Consider the following 15,787-nt stretch of genomic DNA (forward strand, 5'->3'; position numbering starts at 1 on the left):
CTCCCAGACCCCGATAGTGACCCGCGTCTGTCTCGTTGGCTCCCCGGACGTCGTCCTCAAGTACGAACTGCTCTCGCGTGAGACGTCCCGGGAGGCCCTCTCGACGTACGACCTCTCCGAACCGTTCGAAAATACCGTCGCGCTCGACACCGTCAGCGTCGGCGCTGCGATCTCGCTGCTGAACGACCTCAACTGGTATCTCGTCCGCTTTGTCGATACCGTCCTCGTCAGGGAACCGTCGATCAGCGAGGACGAATGGCTCTCCCGCGACCTCGCCGAGGCCGTTCGGTCGAATCGAATCGCCCCCGAGGAGACGGGTACGTATCTGAAGCTCTACGGCGTCGAAACAGCGGACGGCACAGAGGCTGACGAGACGGCAAGCGACGGCGGCGGCGCGGTCCAGACCGAGCGGAAGCCACAGCTTGTCGAACCGCTCTACGTCCGGCGGAGCGACGGCGACCACCCCGAGTACGACCTGCGCGATGTCGAGGAGACAGTCGTCGTCCGCGTTTCGGAGTCGGAGTTCGAGCTGTGACGACCCGGGCCGAGCGAAGGGAGTCAGGATGATCGCGAGCGAGCGCGTCCCCGCGGCGAACGCCCGATACGCCACCGTCGACGAGCAGCGCATCCATTATCTCGAAGCCGGGGTTGGCAACGCCCCCGAGGAGCCGCCGATCGTCCTGCTCCACGGGAGCGGGATCGACGACGCCGCACTTTCCTGGAAACACACCATTGAATTCCTCGCAAACGACTGTGGACGACGCGTCTACGCACCCGACTGGCCGGGCTACGGCGAGAGCGACGACCCGAAAGAGACGACGACCGAGTACTACGTCAGCGTGCTCTCGGGCTTTCTGGACGCGCTAGACCTCGACAGAGCGGTACTAGTGGGGATCTCGATGGGCGGGAGCGCCGCGCTGGGCTACGCGCTCGACGCCCCGGAACGAGTCTCACGGCTCGTGCTCGTCGACAGCTATGGACTCCGTGATGCAGTCCCCGGCGGAACCGGTTCGTACCTGCTGGCAAACACGCCCTTCGCGAATCTGTTCGGGCGGCAGTTCGCTGCGGCCACTGAAGCGGGGACCCGGCTCGCGATCGGCGAGTTCGTCAACGACCCCGCAGCGCTCGACGATGGGTTCGTCCGAGAGGTAAACGAGCGACTCCGACAGCCGGGTGCAGGAAGTGCCTTCTTCTCGTTCATGCGCGAGGAGTTCCGACCCGACGGCGTCCGGACGGACTACTCGGATCGGCTCTCCGAACTCCGGATTCCAACGCTGCTCGTACACGGTGCGGAGGACCCGCTCGTCCCGGTCGAGTGGTCGGAGACGGCCGCCACGTCGATCCCCGACGCAACGCTCGAAGTGATCGAGCGATGCGGACACTGGCCACCTCGCGAGCGTCCAGACGCGTTCCACGACGTGCTGGTCGAGTTCCTCTAACCCGTAGCCTTCCGATGCCCAGCCCGGCGAGGGGTTCATCCGTCCGCCGCCGCTATCGCCGACGAGAACAGATGACAGACAACACTCCCGGTTGGCATGGTCCAGTCGATCGGCGGACGCTGCTTCGGGCATGCGGAGTCGGGGCCGTAGTCGGTCTCGCGGGCTGTTACGGCCCTGCCGAATCCCCGGCAATCGAGGGAGCAACCGCCGAAACCATCGTCGACGGTCTCGTCCATCCCTGGGGAATGGAGTTCCTGCCCGGAAACCGTGCTGTCGTCACGGAGCGCGACGGCGCGCTGCTGCTTGTCGACCTCGACGCCGAATCGGCCGAGCCGATCGACGGCGCTCCGGAGGTCTCGACGGCGGGACAGGGCGGGCTGCTCGATGTCGCCCTTCATCCGGACTATCCGGAATCGGACTGGCTCTATCTAACCTATGCAGGGAGCGACGAGAACGGCGACACAGCGACGATGGTCGGTCGTGGCCGCCTCGATCCCGACGCGGAAGCACTTGCCGAGTTCGAGCGCCTCCACGCCGCCGAGCCGTTTCTCGACAGGAGCAATCACTACGGCTCGCGGGTCGTGTTCGGTGAGGACGGGGCAGTCTACGTCACCACCGGCGACCGGCAGTTCAAGGACTTCGGCCCGGAGCACGTGTCACAGGATACGACGAACGAACTCGGGGCGACGCTCCGGCTCGATCCGGATGGCTCGATTCCGGACGACAACCCATTCGTCGACGACCCCAACGTTCGGGATGCGATCTTCAGCTATGGTCATCGGAACGCACAGGGAATGACAGTTCACCCCGAAACAGGCGAAATCTGGCAGAGTGAGCACGGCGAGGAGGACGGTGACGAGCTAAATATCGTCGAGGCTGGCGGGAACTACGGCTGGCCGGTCGCGAGCTACGGCTGCGAGTACAACACCGACGAACCGGTGGGGGACCGACCCGACGAGCGCGAGGACGTAGTCGAGCCGGTATACTACTGGGAGTGTGGCTCCGGCGGCTTCCCGCCTGCAGGAATGACGTTTTACGATGGCGAAGCGTTCCCGGACTGGCAGGGTAACCTGTTCGTCGGCAATCTCGCCGGACAGTATCTCGGTCGCTTTGCGGTTGACGGCCGCGATGTGCGGGAACTCGACCCGCTGCTGGCAGATCACGGCTGGCGAATCCGGGACGTCGACGTCCATCCCGGGACCGGCCACCTCTACGTGCTCGTCGACGACGGTGACGCGCCGCTCGTCCGTCTCGTGCCCGATTAATCGAACATCCCAGTCGACATATACCGCTCGCCGCTGTCCCAGTAGACGGTAACGACCAGCGGATCCTCGACACCCTCCTCGACCAGTCGCTCGGCGACCCGTTTCGCCACGAGGTTCGTCCCACCGCTGGACTGGCCGACGAAGATCCCCTCCTCGCGTGCGAGGCGGCGACATTCGGCTTCGGCCCCCTCGATCGAGACTGTCTCCACGTCGTCGAGCAGGTCAGTGTCGAGGTTCTCGCTGATAAAGCCCGGACCCATTCCCTGGAAGTCGTCGTGGCCCGACTCGCCTGTGGAAAGTACGGCGTTTTCCTCGGGTTCGACGGCGACAATCTTCAGGTTGGGGAACGCTTCGCGGAGCCGTCGTCCCGTCCCGCTGATCGTCCCGCCGGTGCCGACGCCCGCGACGAAGGCGTCGATCTCCCGGTCGCCGACCTGTTCGAGGATCTCCACGCCCGTCGTTTCGTAGTGCGAGTTGGGATTGGCCGGGTTCTCGAACTGTCCCAGCTGGGTGGCTCCGGCCGCTTCGAGTTCGTCGGCCCGCTCGCGTGCCGCGGAGATGTCACCGTCGACGAGTTCGATGTCAGCGCCGTACGCGCGCATGATCTGTCGACGCTCCTTCGATTTGCCGTCCGGCATCACGAGCGTCAAGTCGTAGCCCCTCGCCGCGGCGACCAGTGCGAGACCGATCCCCGTGTTCCCACTGGTCGGCTCGACGAGGGCGTCTCCCGGTTCGATCGCACCGGCGTCCTCGGCAGCACGAACCATCGCCAGTGCGGGCCTGTCCTTTGCTGACCCGCCGGGGTTGAACGACTCGATCTTCGCCGCAAGCGTCGCGCCCTCCGGCGCGTCGACCGCCACGAGCGGCGACCCGATCGTCTCGAGGATGCTCGTCTTCATTTATCGACCCGTTGACGGGCAAGGCCTAAAGAGTACGCGGATCGGCCGCTCCGCCGGAGCGCGGTCGTTATATCGGTCCGGTGCGAATGGCGGTGTATGAGTCTCGAAACCATGGAGCCCACGCCGACGTGGGACGCCGAGGCACACGCCGAGACGGTCGACGTACTCGAACAGCTCGACGATCTGACGTTCAAGATCTGGGGCGCGGACTGGTGCAAGGACTGCCGGGCCGAACTCCCTGACTTCGCGGCCGCGCTCGACGCTGCAGGCGTGGATGAGGATCGGATCGAGCAGTACGAGGTCGACCGGGACAAGGACGGACCGCTCACCGAGGAGTACGAGGTCGAACTGATCGCGACGATCGTCGTCGAACGCGACGGCGAGGAGGTCACACGGTTCGAAGAAGAAGAGGCAGTGCCCGCGGCGATCTATCTCGCCGACCAGCTACGCGAGTCCGAACTGGCTCACTGATCGGCTGACTCGCTGTCTGTCGTCGGTTCGGTCGCGTTCTGATCGTCGTTGTCCTCCGGATTGACTAGCCAGTCTTTGAGTTTGAATCCGACGAACAGACCGCCGACGAGTAACACCGCGGTGGCGGTGATCGGATCGATAAGGACGGAGACGACGTTGTAGACGACGAGCGCGCCGAACCAGACAACCCCAGCGAGTAGCAGGATCTGGAGCCATCCGTTGCGCATGCGCTCGCCGGGCGTGTTGCCCGTGATGGCCCACCACGAGTCCGAACCATCACTCATCGTTCCACACTCGGTTCATTATCGGAAGCCATGCAAAGAGTACGGGTAAGCGTAGCGTTTCTCTGTCACGCCGGACGGGAGCATTTAATTACGACCACAACCCACACTCGACCAACTGAATGTCCACTCGCTCCGATGGCCCGTGGCCTGACCGTGCCGAGACCGTCGATGATCCCGTGACGCTGACGGTTCTCGGCGTGGACCGCGGCGACAGCGGGTTACCCGAGGAGCTTCCCGATGCCGTTCCGGAGGATGCGGACGCGATCATCATCGACCGCCCGACGGGGGCGCTCTCCCGGCGAGCACGATGGAGTGCATACGCACGCAACCCCGCGTTGGCACTGCTCGGCATCGCCTCGGCAATCGCCCTGACCAGTGACTATCTGAGCTACGGGACGACGGATCGGTCGTTCGACCAGCAAGCGGTTACGGATATCTCGGCGGGTCGGTCGATCCCGGTCCATTTCGTGGGGCAGTCGCCGCTCGCAGCCGTCGGTGCGGTGCCACATATCTGGCACGTGGGGGGCTGGATCGTGACGCTACTCCTGTTCGTCGCGGCGGTGTACGGGCTACTCTCACCCGGAATAGGTGGTGTCCTCTTTGCTGTCGCTGCTCTTGGGCTGGCGGGCGCGTACATTCTGGCGTATCTCGGATCCACACTCGAACGCCAGTCCGGACGACTGTTCTCGGAGATCAAGCGGCTCGCAGACGAGAACGGGTACGAACACCCGGTCGCTGTCGTCCGGCGTCGCCACCGTCTCTCGCTGACCGATCACGCGAAAGAGGCCCGGATACGAACCAGCGACTGGGCGGTCAGTCCGACAGACGCCGACGACTGGACGTGACTGGAAGGGTTTACAACCACCCATCCCCATCGTTCTGTCGTGCGAATCGAGAATAGCTTCATCCCGGTCCGGGGTATCGGCGAGTCGACCGAACGAAAGCTCTGGTCGAACGGGATCACACACTGGGACGAGTTCGACGGCTCGGTCGTCGGCCCGACGCGCGCGGATCGTATCGAGACGTTCATCAACGAGGCGTGGACGCATCTCGACGACGGCGACGTGAGCTTCTTCGACCAAAGCCTGCCCGCGGGCGAACGCTGGCGGCTCTACGAGAACTTCCGCGATGACACCTGCTTTTTCGACATCGAGACCACCGGACTGGACCACCATCGCGACCGCGTGACGACCGTGAGCTTCCACCGGGACGGCGAGACGACGACGCTCGTGCAGGGTGAAGACCTCACCGCCGAACGGATCGATCGCCAGTTCGAAGACGCCAAACTGATGGTGACGTTCAACGGGAAACGCTTCGACGTACCCTTCCTCGAAACCTCCTTCGGCGTCGATCTGGACGTTCCTCACGTCGACCTGATGTACCCGTGTCGACAGCTGGGCTACTCCGGCGGGCTCAAACAGATCGAAGGGGACGTGGGTGTCGAGCGAGGCGAGCCGGATATATCAGGAAAAGACGCGGTCCGCCTGTGGCACGAGTACGAGCGCGGCAACGAGGACTCCCTGGAGACGCTGGTCTCGTACAACCGCGACGACGCTGTGAATCTCCAGTCGCTGATGGAGACGGTCTCCGAGGAGCTCCACCGGGATGTCTTCGAGACGGCCTGCCAGCAGCCCTGATTCCGTTCAATCCTGCTCGACGCCGTGTTCGAGCCGTCCGATCCCCTCGATCTCTATTTCGACGCGATCCCCATCCGTGAGCGGCCCGACACCCTCGGGCGTCCCGGTCGAGATCACGTCGCCCGGTTCAAGCGTCATGTACGTCGTAATCTCCTCGATCAGTTCGGGAATCGAGAAGATCAGGCGATCACGCGTCGAGTCCTGCCTGAGTTCGCCGTCGACCCAGAGCCGAATCCGGGCGTCTTCGGGTACGTGTTCGGGGTCGGCAACGACTGGACCGATCGGCGCCGCGCCGTCGAACGCCTTCCCCCTGACCCAGTTTGTCTCGCGACGCTGGTCGTCGCGGTTCGAGATGTCGTTGACGATCGTACAGCCCTCGACGATATCCATCGCGTCCGCGGCATCGACGTCCCGGCACTGCTCGCCGATCACGACGCCGAGTTCGGCCTCGTGTTCGATCTTCTCTTTCCCGGCCGGGAGCGTCACCGTATCGCCGTGGCCCGCCAGCGTGTTCGGGGGCTTCAGGAAGAGCAGCGGCCGGTCCGGCACGTCCTCGCCACGCTCGGCGGCGTGGTCGGCGTAGTTTCTGCCGATACAGACTACCTTGTCCGGTGTCGACGGCGGGAGGATGTCGACGGCTGACGCGTCGTAGCTGCTGTCGCCGAACGCGACGATCCCGTCGTCGGTGAGCTCGCCGCGGCGGATCGAGCCCGCAGGATCACGAAAGCGGATCGTTCTCATACCGGTGTCTTGTCGTGGTGGGCGTTAAATCTTCAGAAGTCGTCAGGTCGGCCGAAACGTACAGTCGTGTCAGTCAGCGCCGACCGCAGCAGCCCCGGATTCAGCGCGCATCGAGCGCCAGTACGCCTGCAGGTACGCGCCGATAAACATTCCAGCGACGCCGATCAGGATCGGGTAGTTACCGACCCCGAGGCTGGCGTAGGCCGCGCCGGGACAGATGCCCGAGAGCCCCCAGCCGACGCCGAAGATCGACCCGCCGGAAAGGACGTTGCCGTCCATCGACTTGAGGCGACGTTCGTACGGCCGCCCGGTCAGTGGGGCGTTCTCGCGGAACCGCATCGCGAGGAAGATGGTTCCCGCCGTCACCGTCGCCGCGCCGCCCATCACGAAGACGAGTCCGAGGTCAACTAGCTGGAGGAAGGAGAGAACGACCTCGGGCTGAGCCATATGGCTGAAGCCAAGCCCAAAGCCAAAGAGGATGCCGCCGACGAAAATTAGCGCCACGAACGCGCCGCTTTGCTCGTCGTTCGTCATCCTACGGACTCACCCCCGCAGCCCCAACGAGCAGTGCGGTCCCGATGGCCACGACCATGAACGTCGCGACGTTGGCGATTGAGGTCTGTGAGAGCGAGCCGACGCCACAGACTCCGTGACCCGAGGTACAGCCCTTTCCGAGCCGCGTTCCGATCCCGATCAGGACGCCGCCACCGAGTAGCCGCCACCAGCTAACCTCGGTCGTCCAGATCGTCACGCCGCCGACGTCCTGCAGTTGGCCCGCCGTTGCGGGCTGGTGGAGCGAACTCGTGAGCAGACCGGACTGGAAAGTGAGCGCGTAGATGCCCGCGCCGATGACGATCCCCAGAGTAAACACAACGCGCCAATCACGCGAAGTGACGAACCGGTGCTGTTGTAATCGGGGGAGCCTGGAGGTGTACGACAGCGTCGACTCCAGAAACGTGCTCGCGCCCGCGGTGATGCCCGTTCCGAGGTAGATCACCGAGACGCCGAGCCCGATGAAGATGCCGCCGATCAGGTAGTGCCAGATGTGGTTCGGAAACAGTGTCTCGAACGTGAGTGTGGCCAGGAGTGGGTCGATCATGCGTGAATACTGAGTGAGGGGTACAACGTGCGCGTTCCGTATGTCGGTTCCGATCCGCTGGGAAGCGTCAGGATCGGGAGACAGACCCGCGAAAGAGGTTCACACGGCGACCCCGTAACGACAGGTTTAAGCGAAATAGCCAGCAACTCGAAGATACGCTTCGTACGAGCGAAGTGCGCTCCGTTGGTGTAGTCCGGCCAATCATTTCGGCCTTTCGAGCCGATGACCTGGGTTCAAATCCCAGACGGAGCACTACAGCGAACGCAGTGAGCGAAGCGCGCACGTTCTGGGATTTGAACTACGCGAGACGAGCACCAGCGAGTCTCGCCATCGAGTTCAAATCCCAGACGGAGCACCTGTCCCAATCTCAACTCTCGAGCGAAGCGAGCGTTTGCCATCGAGTTCAAATCCCAGACGGAGCAGTTCTGGCCGACTGTGTGCCGCGATACAGTGGAGAGCCGAAACGATCACCGCCCTGTGAGTGCCTCGCTCGCCGGGGCAAACTCGATCTCGGTGCCCAGCCCAGCCTCGCGAGCCCGCTCGTAGACCAGTGCGCCACCAGCGACGGTCTCGATGCCGGTTCCGCCGCTGTCGAAGAGCGTAATCTCGTCCGCAGCGGTACGTCCCTCCGTTTTCCCGGCAACGATCTCACCCAGTTCTGCGTGGACGTGGTCTTCGTTGACGGCTCCCGACTCGACCGCGTGGAGGAACGACCCGGCGTCGATCTCAGTTCGTTCGCGGAGGTCGGGGACATACGTCGCGCGCTCGATCGTCGTGGCGTCGAGTTCCTGCTTGTCGGCGCTATACTGGCCCATCGCGGTGACGTGCGTGCCTGGCTCTAACAGGTCGCCGTCAAAGACTGGCTGGCTTGCGTTTGTCGCGGTGATGACCACATCAGCACCCTCGACCGCGGCCGCGCTGGACTCGACCGCCTGAACGACGGGATCGAGTAGATCGTCCATCTCCGCGGCGAACGACTCGCGATGTTCGCGGGTCGGTGAGAACACGTCCACACGCTCGAACTCCCGGACTGTCACCGTTGCCCGGAGCTGACCGCGCGCCTGCGGCCCGCTCCCGATAACTGCTAGCGTCTCGACGTCCTGCCGGGCCAGTGCGTCGACGCCGACCGCGCCCGCCGCGCCGGTCTTGAACGGGTTCATGCTCGCGCCATCGAGAACCGCGAGGGGTTCCCCGGTTTCGGCGTCGAACAGCGGCGTCATGAACCAGGCGTCCCGCTGGCCGAAGCCTGCGGCGTACATATACCCGCCCATCACGCCGGTATCGGGGAGCACGGCGGCATAATCGGTGAGCATCCCCGGCGGATCGCGTCGGAGCAGTTTGGTTCGTGGACGTGCGGGAGCGCCCTCGCCGTGCTGTCGGTAGCCGTCCCGGACAGCATCGACGAACTCGGTGGGAGTCGCTAGCCCGTCCACGTCGCTGCTGGAGAGGAACAGTGCCTCGGTCATGTGTGTCAGTAGGACCGCAATCGAAAAGAGTGCTCTGCTGTATCAGACGGTCACTCTCCACCGAACAGGCGCACGAGGACGAGTCGCCACGGAACCACGACGACGAGGACGGTCCCGGTCATAACGAGCGGGAACGGCCACGCCGTGCCGCCCGCGAAGTACGGTGACGCGCGCAAGAGGAGACCGACGTTGACCGCGGCGAGTGCGGTAAGAGTAGTGTGCCGGGCGGCGACCCGTGGATCCGTCAACACGTCCGGGCGGTAGAGCCCCGCGATGCCAGCACAGAGCAGCCAGCCGACGGCAAACGGGATGACCGTCTCGAGGGTGGTAAAGGGGTCCGTGAGGCCCGCCAGACCGTGGTGCTCCACAATACCGCCCGCGACGACCAGCGATACGACCAGCAGGTCACCAGCGAGCACGGCGAACTGTCGCGTCTCGTCCGGGACGTCCCCGAGCCGGGGTGCAAGTGTGGACATACTCATCAGTTGCGACTCGGTGGATATGGGCGTACTGGAATTCTGTCACACCCGGTCCGTGTTGCCGGATGCGGTTCGGCCTCACTGGGGCTTAACGCCCGCCACCGTGTAGCCGAAGCCACGCTCGGGGACGCTCACCTGTAGTCCCGCATCGTCGAGCATCCCCGCCAGCTCGTCGGGGCCGAAAAACGTCGAATCGAAGCCGATCAGGTGTTCGCCCGCCACGAGCGCTCGACCGCGGATCGTGGTCGGGTCGAACTCGCGAATCACCAGCACGCCGCCGGGCGCGAGCACACGAACCGCCTCTGCGATCGCCTCGCGCGATCGGCCGATGTGATGGAGTGCATCGACGATCGTGACAGCCTCGACCGACTCGTCGACGACCGGCAATCGTGCGGCGTCGCCACGGACGCCCGGGATTCCGGCAGCAGCCGCTTCGGCGAGCATCCCTCCGGAGGCATCCACGACGGTCCAGTCCATGTCCGGGATCGCACGGGCGGCTCGCCCGGTGCCGCCCCCGACATCCAGTCCGGTCGTACCCTCGTGTTCAGCAAGTGCCAGCCCGCGAGACAGGACGTCCGGGTCGGCTTTCGGCATGAACAGATCGTAGAACCCGGCGAAGATGTCGAAATGCCTCACGTCGCTGGATCCGGTCATATTCGGTTTAGGCCCCCATTATACAAAAAACAGTGTCCGGGCAATATTCGGACCCACGGACTCTTGTCATCCCGCAGTCTACGAATCGACATGCCAACGCTGATGGACACCTACATCGAGAACAGGTATCGCGTCCAGCCCAACCACGCGAACAACTACGAGACCGCACACGGGGGGAACGTAATGAAATGGATGGACGAAGTGGGCGCGATGTCTGCGATGCGCTTTGCCGGCCACTCCTGTGTGACGGCGAACGTCGACGAGCTCGACTTCCAGCGCTCGATCCCGATCGGTGATAACGTGCTCGTCGAGGCGTACGTGTATTCGGCCGGTCGGACCAGCGTCCAGGTCCACCTGCGAACCTATCGTGAGAACCCCCGCACGGGCGAGTGCGAACAGACGACCGAATCCAATTTCGTGTTCGTCGCACTGGAGAACGGTTCCCCGACCGAAGTACCGGAGTTGACCGTCGAGTCCGAGCGCGGCGAGGAGTTGCACCAGCGTGCGCTCGAATACGACCCCTGACAGAAAGCCAATAGATATATGATTTCCTGATGGTAATCCGAGGGTAGTGAAACGAACAGTCAGTATCGCCCTGGCAGTGATCGTAATAGCGGTTGGCGTCTCGGCGGCGATGTCGTTTATCGCACCGCCGACAGCCGATCTGATCGCGCCACAAGAGGACGAAGAACCGGAACTCGTCCAGCTTGAAGGCAGCGAGAGCAGTTTCTACCCCTATCTGAGTGCGGCCGAAGAACATCGGAAGGGAAGCTCAATCAACGTGGTCGTCCGTGCGGATCTGGACACGACGCTCCAGATAATGGCGGACGATGGGGACTGGAACGTGACCGACGGACACGAACACGAACTCGGTCCCGAAGAGCTCTCCGCCGATCAGATCCAGATCAACACCACCGACGGGACGTCGATGGAATGGGACGAAGCCGGTGGTGCGACCCGGTACGCGTACATCGACGACACGGCCCGGGGCAACGACGCCGAGTTCGTCACCGAGTCGGCACAGGTCCACTTCGGCGATTACTACGGCCACCGGTACCACATCCGGATGTACGAAGCCCCCCATCAGGACGACGAGTGGGTGATCATGCAGGCCCACGACGAGCACTTCGACTGGTTCACGCTACGTCACGCGGTCCACGGCAATGACGAGGCCCAGACTCGAGTAGAGCAGGACTTCATGCAACAGGAGTTCGTCGACGACGTCTGGCGGAAGCACGTCGGGAACGACGAGCCGTACGACAACGACGGGTGGATGACCGTCGTCGAACTCGCGTGGGTGATGCCGTTGCTGCTGATGGGTGCGCTCGGTCGCCAGCGGATCAGAGACACGGGGCTGTCCCTGTGGGGACGTCTGAACTCGGTCGACCGACAACGCATCCGGGCGGCGTACGATCGGTTGACCCTGAACCACTTTCTGGTGTTTGGTTCGATCGTCGGGCTATATTTCGGGGTCCGGGTCAGCGGCATTCTGCTCGAGTGGTACGTCCCGGCGCTCTCGATGCACGGCATCGCGATGGTACTGTACCCCTTCATCGCGATCGGTATCCCCGCCGTGACGTATCTGACCGCCCGCCGGATGACCAGACGGATGGACGCAGGGGTCGTCGCCGCAGGCGCACTGGCAACCGCCGTCGTGCTCGATCTTCTGGCGCTGTCGGTCGACATGATACCCATCGGGATCGTGATCCAGCGCGCTGGCGTCGTGCTCGCGCTCGGGTTGATCGCGATCGGTGCGACGGACCGTGCGAACAGACAGGACAACGAAACGTTGCCAAATGACTGGCTGGTAGTCGGTGCGACCATCTGGGTCGCCCTGCTCGTCGCGACGCTGATGGGCTGGATCTGACGGCCGGCCGGAAGGCCAATTTTAAGCACGTCGCTCCCAGTACGTATTATATGGACATGCCGTCAGATCTCTCCGACTCGTGGGGGCGATATCGATGAGCGTCTCGACCGCCGAAGCGGAGCTATCCGAAGAGGAGCGAGCGGGGCTCGAACTGGTCCGCGAGACGGGCGGGATCCACCAGAGCGATCTCTGGAAGGAACTGGATGTCTCCTCACGACAGGGAAGCCGGATCGTCGATTCACTCGCAGAAAAGGAGCTAGTCGACCGCGAGGAAACGGTCTACGAGGGACACAACACCTACTACGTCTCGCCGACTGCGATGGATCTCGACTTCGCGCTGTTGATGGCGGGGGATATGCTCTCGCCGTTTATCGGCGAGGAGGAGATCGATTCACAGAGTGACGCCTTTTCGCAGTGGATGATGAACCTCGCCTACGAGGAGTAGTCCGCGCTCGTAGCTTTATATTCTCTCGCGCTCTACTGACAGGTATGGCGCTAGAACGATTACGCACCCCGTCGCTGTCGGGCAGTGAAACCGAAGAAGCCGAGGAAACCCAGACCGAACCGGACGAGAAAGACGAACAGGAATCGAGCGGATCACGATTTGGCAAACTCAAGAAGACGCTCGGTGTCGCGTTCGCTGCCGTTGTGACAGTCGTTACATTCAGAAGGCTCCGGAATCGCGGCGACGACGAGTAGCGGTTACCGCCCTGCGAATCATTTTTGTAGATGTCCTATCAGTAGCTCCGTCACTGCCTCGGACTCCTCCTGATGGACCCAGTGGGTCGCCTCCGGAAAACGCTCGACGCGACCGTTCGAGCAGTACTGGCGGCTCATCGGTGCGAGATCTGGAATCAGTGCGGTATCTCGTTCTCCCCAGATGATGAGCGTCGGGGCGTCGACCTGCTCGCTGCCGGACGTGCTCCCCGTGAGTAGATCCGTCGGGTGAAGTCCGGCCGCACGGTACCAGTTGATGAGACCGGACAGCGAGCCTGCGGTCCGCCAGCTCGCACGGTAGCGCTCCATATCGACGGGTGAGAACGCGGTCGGTGAGCCGCTCTCCAGCAGGGCGTCGCTCAGCAGTCGGTACTCGTCGCGGGCGAGCGCCCATTCCGGAAGTCCCGGGAGCTGGAAGAAGAAGACGTACCAGCTCCGACGGAACTGTTCCACACTGGACCGCAGTGCTTCACGGAACGCGGCCGGATGCGGGACGTTGATGATACCAAGCCGGTGGACCACGGACGGATAATCGATCCCCAGCTCCCAGGCGACGATTGCCCCCCAGTCGTGGCCGATAACGTGCGCGGACTCTCGCCCCTCCGACTCGATGAGCGCCCGGATATCCGCGGTGAGGTCATCGATCCGATAGGCATCGGTACCCCGTGGCGAGTCGCTCAGGTTGTAGCCGCGCTGGTCCGGGACGACGACCCGATATCCGGCGTCGACGAGCGGCTCGATCTGCTCGCGCCAGCCGTACCAGAAATCCGGAAACCCGTGGAGCAAGACTACGAGCGGGTCCGCCGGATCACCAGCAGCTACGACGTGCAGGTCGACACCGTTGACTGTTCGTGTCGTCGATTCGACGTCTGGAGCGTCGAGCAGGCTCGCGTCGGTTCGCATAGCTCATACTTTGTGAATATCAATAAATGCGTTCGGATCGGTCCGGCGCTGGTAGGCGTGCTTAGCCGTCGCGCGGCTTAAGCCATCGGACCACATACCATCAGACGTGATATCGAATACAGGCGTTCTCAGGCGATTTCTGGGCGCTGAAACGGACGAGACGGAAACCGAAGCGGCTGATGACGGTGAGGAGCGACCCCCACCGAAGCTCCGATCGAAACTCGGCCTGTTTCTCGCTCTCGTTGTTCTGACCGCGCTTGGGGAGGCGACGGTCCGGGGAATCCGAAAACAGCGACGAAAACGAGCGGCCTGAGGTTAGTCCAGAGCCGATCCGGCGCGAATTATCTGTTCTTCGCCAAAGGCAGGCCCGACGAACTGGATCCCGACTGGCAGCCCGTCGACCTCGCCCGCCGGAACAGAGATTGCGGGGAGGTCGGCGAGGTTGACCGGTGTGGTGTTCGCATCGGCGAGGTACATCTTCAGCGGATCGTCGAGACTCTCGCCGAGCTCGAAGGGCGTGATCGGCATGGTCGGGCTGGCGAGGACGTCTGCCTCCGACAGTGCCTCGTCGAAGTCCTGTTTGACCCACGCCCGGGCGTCCTGGGCTTTCTTGTAGTACTTGTCCTGATAGCCCGCAGACAGAGCGAAGGTGCCAAGCAGGATGCGTCTTTTTACCTCGTCGCCAAAGCCCTCGCGTCGTGCCGCCGAGAACGCCTCGTTCCAGTTGCCGTCGAACCCGCCGGACTGGCCGTACCGGACGCCATCGAATCTGGCGAGGTTCGAGGAGGCTTCCGACATCGCGATCACGTAGTACGCTTCCACGGCGTGCTTGACCGAGGGAAGGCTCACTTCATGATAGCGTGCGCCCTGCGCTTCGAGTTTGTCGATGGCACTCCAGAACTGCTCGACGACGCCCTCGTCGGCCCCCTCGACGAGTTCGGTCGGGACGCCGATCCGGAGTCCGTCGACATCGCCGTCAGCTGCGGCGGCGTAGTCGGTATCGGGTCGCTCCCGTGTTGTCGCGTCGTTGGGATCCTCGCCAGCGATGACATCGAGCAGTTCGGCGGCGCCCTCGACGCTCGGGGCGAGCGGGCCAACCTGTTCCAGACTGTTGCCGTAGGCGATCAGCCCGTACCGCGAGACCAGCCCGTATGTGGGCTTGATGCCGACGACGCCACAGAAGGCGGCGGGACAACGCACCGAGCCGCCAGTATCGGTTCCCAGCGCAAGGTCGGCCTCACCAGCGGCGACCGCGGCGGCAGAGCCGCCGGAGGAGCCACCGGGGACGTGACCCGGCGCGGCAGGGTTGTCGGTCGCGCCGAACGCGGAGGTTTCGGTCGTCGTCCCCATCCCGAACTCGTCCATGTTCGTCTTGCCGTTGATCGTCGCACCCGCCTCTTTGAGACGTTCGACGACTGTCGCGTCGTAGGGCGGGACGTACTCGTCGAGCATCGCGGAGCCACAGGTCGTCCGGACGCCCTCGGTAGAGATGTTGTCCTTGACCGCGACGGTTTTTCCTGCAAGTTGCCCCTCACCCTCACCGTCGATCCGTTCTTCGGTAATGTAGACGTTCTCGGTCATGAGACGTTCGGACCCTTGAAGTAGCCGTCCTCACTCGATTCGGCGTTCGACAGCGCTTCCTCCTGTGTCAGACTTTCGCGCTCTTCGTCCGGTCGCATCACGTTTACCAGTTCGGCCTCCCGATCGACCTCGGGCACGTCCTCGATCGTCTCGAAGTAGTCGAGGATGTCGGCGAACTGCTCGGCGAACTGGTCGACCTCGTCGTCGTCGAGATCGACCCGCGCGAGCTCCGCGACGTGACGGACGGTGTCGGGTCCGGCGGGATGGTCGCTCATACACGAGGTC

22 protein-coding genes and 1 tRNA gene are annotated in these 15,787 nt (G+C 63.6%); 12 read left to right on the plus strand and 11 right to left on the minus strand.

The window, feature by feature from the left end; all coding sequences use genetic code 11:
* The first annotated feature begins 16 nt into the window (after positions 1-16).
* The 3 genes from AArcSt11_RS05795 to AArcSt11_RS05805 all read left to right on the plus strand — a co-directional run bounded on the left by AArcSt11_RS05795 (position 17) and on the right by AArcSt11_RS05805 (position 2,704).
* On the plus strand, positions 17-535 hold the full coding sequence (locus AArcSt11_RS05795; RefSeq protein ID WP_250595390.1) for a DUF5804 family protein: 519 nt from the start codon (positions 17-19) through the stop codon (positions 533-535).
* A gap of 28 nt (positions 536-563) precedes the next feature.
* Entirely contained in the window at positions 564-1,439 is an 876-nt protein-coding gene (locus tag AArcSt11_RS05800) for an alpha/beta fold hydrolase (protein ID WP_250595391.1), read from the plus strand.
* Between the two features lie 71 nt (positions 1,440-1,510).
* Entirely contained in the window at positions 1,511-2,704 is a 1,194-nt protein-coding gene (locus AArcSt11_RS05805; protein ID WP_250595392.1) for a PQQ-dependent sugar dehydrogenase, read from the plus strand.
* Here AArcSt11_RS05805 and AArcSt11_RS05810 read toward each other — a convergent pair.
* Positions 2,701-3,603, minus strand: a complete 903-nt coding sequence (locus AArcSt11_RS05810; RefSeq protein ID WP_250595393.1) for a PLP-dependent cysteine synthase family protein — start codon at positions 3,601-3,603, stop codon at positions 2,701-2,703. The genes AArcSt11_RS05805 and AArcSt11_RS05810 overlap by 4 nt on opposite strands.
* Before the next feature lie 96 nt (positions 3,604-3,699).
* Here AArcSt11_RS05810 and AArcSt11_RS05815 point away from each other — a divergent pair, with 96 nt between their 5' ends.
* Entirely contained in the window at positions 3,700-4,074 is a 375-nt protein-coding gene (locus AArcSt11_RS05815; protein ID WP_250595395.1) for a thioredoxin family protein, read from the plus strand.
* Here the strand turns inward: AArcSt11_RS05815 and AArcSt11_RS05820 are convergent.
* Positions 4,068-4,358 carry a hypothetical protein gene (locus tag AArcSt11_RS05820; RefSeq protein WP_250595397.1) on the minus strand — a complete coding sequence of 97 codons (291 nt, stop codon included), beginning with the start codon at positions 4,356-4,358 and terminating at the stop codon, positions 4,068-4,070. The genes AArcSt11_RS05815 and AArcSt11_RS05820 overlap by 7 nt on opposite strands.
* A 119-nt stretch (positions 4,359-4,477) precedes the next feature.
* Here AArcSt11_RS05820 and AArcSt11_RS05825 point away from each other — a divergent pair, with 119 nt between their 5' ends.
* Both AArcSt11_RS05825 and AArcSt11_RS05830 read left to right on the plus strand, forming a co-directional pair.
* Positions 4,478-5,203, plus strand: a complete 726-nt coding sequence (locus tag AArcSt11_RS05825) for a hypothetical protein (protein ID WP_250595399.1) — start codon at positions 4,478-4,480, stop codon at positions 5,201-5,203.
* 39 nt (positions 5,204-5,242) lie between these two features.
* The gene (locus AArcSt11_RS05830) at positions 5,243-5,995 is read left to right on the plus strand and encodes a ribonuclease H-like domain-containing protein (RefSeq protein ID WP_250595401.1); all 753 of its coding nucleotides are present in this window, start codon (positions 5,243-5,245) and stop codon (positions 5,993-5,995) included.
* Positions 5,996-6,001: 6 nt separating this feature from the next.
* Here the strand turns inward: AArcSt11_RS05830 and AArcSt11_RS05835 are convergent, their stop codons facing one another.
* The 3 genes from AArcSt11_RS05835 to AArcSt11_RS05845 all read right to left on the minus strand — a co-directional run bounded on the left by AArcSt11_RS05835 (position 6,002) and on the right by AArcSt11_RS05845 (position 7,835).
* Complete coding sequence (locus AArcSt11_RS05835; protein WP_250595403.1) at positions 6,002-6,736, minus strand: fumarylacetoacetate hydrolase family protein; 735 nt, start codon at positions 6,734-6,736, stop codon at positions 6,002-6,004.
* A 69-nt stretch (positions 6,737-6,805) separates the two neighbouring features.
* Complete coding sequence (locus tag AArcSt11_RS05840) at positions 6,806-7,270, minus strand: DUF6691 family protein (protein WP_250595406.1); 465 nt, start codon at positions 7,268-7,270, stop codon at positions 6,806-6,808.
* A gap of 1 nt (position 7,271) precedes the next feature.
* Entirely contained in the window at positions 7,272-7,835 is a 564-nt protein-coding gene (locus AArcSt11_RS05845) for a YeeE/YedE family protein (protein WP_250595408.1), read from the minus strand.
* A 177-nt stretch (positions 7,836-8,012) separates the two neighbouring features.
* Here AArcSt11_RS05845 and AArcSt11_RS05850 point away from each other — a divergent pair.
* A tRNA-Glu gene (locus AArcSt11_RS05850) sits at positions 8,013-8,087 on the plus strand.
* 215 nt (positions 8,088-8,302) lie between these two features.
* On the opposite strand, the gene AArcSt11_RS05855 is transcribed toward AArcSt11_RS05850, so the two are convergent.
* The 3 genes from AArcSt11_RS05855 to AArcSt11_RS05865 form a co-directional block, all read right to left on the minus strand.
* Positions 8,303-9,301, minus strand: coding sequence for an ornithine cyclodeaminase family protein (locus AArcSt11_RS05855; RefSeq protein WP_250595410.1), 999 nt, complete (start codon positions 9,299-9,301; stop codon positions 8,303-8,305).
* 50 nt (positions 9,302-9,351) lie between these two features.
* Positions 9,352-9,777, minus strand: a complete 426-nt coding sequence (locus AArcSt11_RS05860; RefSeq protein WP_250595412.1) for a DUF3054 domain-containing protein — start codon at positions 9,775-9,777, stop codon at positions 9,352-9,354.
* Between the two features lie 81 nt (positions 9,778-9,858).
* The gene (locus AArcSt11_RS05865; RefSeq protein WP_250595414.1) at positions 9,859-10,434 is read right to left on the minus strand and encodes a class I SAM-dependent methyltransferase; all 576 of its coding nucleotides are present in this window, start codon (positions 10,432-10,434) and stop codon (positions 9,859-9,861) included.
* Positions 10,435-10,524: 90 nt separating this feature from the next.
* On the opposite strand from AArcSt11_RS05865, the gene AArcSt11_RS05870 reads away from it, so the two are divergent.
* From AArcSt11_RS05870 to AArcSt11_RS05885, 4 genes are all read left to right on the plus strand, one after another.
* Positions 10,525-10,959 carry an acyl-CoA thioesterase gene (locus AArcSt11_RS05870; protein WP_250595416.1) on the plus strand — a complete coding sequence of 145 codons (435 nt, stop codon included), beginning with the start codon at positions 10,525-10,527 and terminating at the stop codon, positions 10,957-10,959.
* Positions 10,960-11,005: 46 nt separating this feature from the next.
* Entirely contained in the window at positions 11,006-12,301 is a 1,296-nt protein-coding gene (locus AArcSt11_RS05875) for a hypothetical protein (protein WP_250595417.1), read from the plus strand.
* 94 nt (positions 12,302-12,395) lie between these two features.
* Entirely contained in the window at positions 12,396-12,746 is a 351-nt protein-coding gene (locus AArcSt11_RS05880) for a helix-turn-helix transcriptional regulator (protein WP_250595418.1), read from the plus strand.
* A gap of 44 nt (positions 12,747-12,790) precedes the next feature.
* A complete protein-coding gene (locus tag AArcSt11_RS05885; RefSeq protein WP_250595419.1) occupies positions 12,791-13,000 on the plus strand; it encodes a hypothetical protein in 210 nt (69 codons plus the stop codon).
* A gap of 18 nt (positions 13,001-13,018) precedes the next feature.
* Here AArcSt11_RS05885 and AArcSt11_RS05890 read toward each other — a convergent pair whose 3' ends face one another.
* Positions 13,019-13,921: an alpha/beta fold hydrolase gene (locus AArcSt11_RS05890; RefSeq protein ID WP_250595421.1), complete on the minus strand. Its 903-nt coding sequence runs from the start codon at positions 13,919-13,921 to the stop codon at positions 13,019-13,021.
* A gap of 106 nt (positions 13,922-14,027) precedes the next feature.
* Here AArcSt11_RS05890 and AArcSt11_RS05895 point away from each other — a divergent pair, with 106 nt between their 5' ends.
* Positions 14,028-14,234, plus strand: a complete 207-nt coding sequence (locus tag AArcSt11_RS05895; RefSeq protein WP_250595423.1) for a hypothetical protein — start codon at positions 14,028-14,030, stop codon at positions 14,232-14,234.
* Between the two features lie 2 nt (positions 14,235-14,236).
* Here the strand turns inward: AArcSt11_RS05895 and gatA are convergent, their stop codons facing one another.
* Both gatA and gatC read right to left on the minus strand, forming a co-directional pair.
* Positions 14,237-15,502: an Asp-tRNA(Asn)/Glu-tRNA(Gln) amidotransferase subunit GatA gene (gatA, locus tag AArcSt11_RS05900; protein ID WP_250595425.1), complete on the minus strand. Its 1,266-nt coding sequence runs from the start codon at positions 15,500-15,502 to the stop codon at positions 14,237-14,239.
* Complete coding sequence (gene gatC / locus AArcSt11_RS05905) at positions 15,499-15,777, minus strand: Asp-tRNA(Asn)/Glu-tRNA(Gln) amidotransferase subunit GatC (protein WP_250595427.1); 279 nt, start codon at positions 15,775-15,777, stop codon at positions 15,499-15,501. Before gatC ends, gatA begins: the two co-directional genes overlap by 4 nt.
* Between the last annotated feature and the right edge of the window lie 10 nt (positions 15,778-15,787).

It is taken from the genome of Natranaeroarchaeum aerophilus (genome assembly GCF_023638055.1).
Classification (GTDB): Archaea; Halobacteriota; Halobacteria; order Halobacteriales; family Natronoarchaeaceae; genus Natranaeroarchaeum; species Natranaeroarchaeum aerophilum.